At 45.4% G+C, this 471-nt stretch carries 1 pseudogene; it reads right to left on the bottom strand.

Features of this window, described 5'->3' with window-relative positions:
- Positions 1-471 (bottom strand): annotated as a pseudogene (locus AC1Q5Z_RS23370) (hypothetical protein); the annotation flags it as partial.

The raw sequence follows: 471 nt of genomic DNA, 5'->3' as shown, positions 1-471 counted from the left end.
GCATCGGTTTTAGAAGACGCGCCTAAAGCTAAAGCCGCCGCAGGCTGTCCTATTGTAACAGAATTAGATTGTGAAGAGCAGGTATCTGTAACGGTAACCGTATAAGTTCCCGCTGGAAGGTTTGAAACAGTTGCTGTTGTTCCAACTTCAATTCCTCCGCTATTTTTCCAAGAGTAGTTTACCGTTCCAATTGCATTTGTCACAGTTCCAGCCGTTACAGAACCAGTGCTTTTTCCAAAACAGGAAGCATCGGTTTTAGAAGACGCGCCTAAAGCTAAAGCCGCCGCAGGCTGTCCTATTGTAACAGAATTAGATTGTGAAGAACAGGTGTCTGTAACAGTCAACGTATAAGTTCCCGCCGGAAGATTTGAAACAGTTGCAGTAGTTCCTACCGCCACATTTGCACTGTTTTTCCAAGAGTAGGTTACAGTACCAATCGCGTTTGTCACGGTTCCTGCTGTTACGCTTCCA

Source organism: Flavobacterium sp. GW823-FHT06G12 (assembly GCF_058794775.1).
Note: the sequence above shows the minus strand (reverse complement) of the source record. Positions and strands in the feature narration are given on the sequence as shown.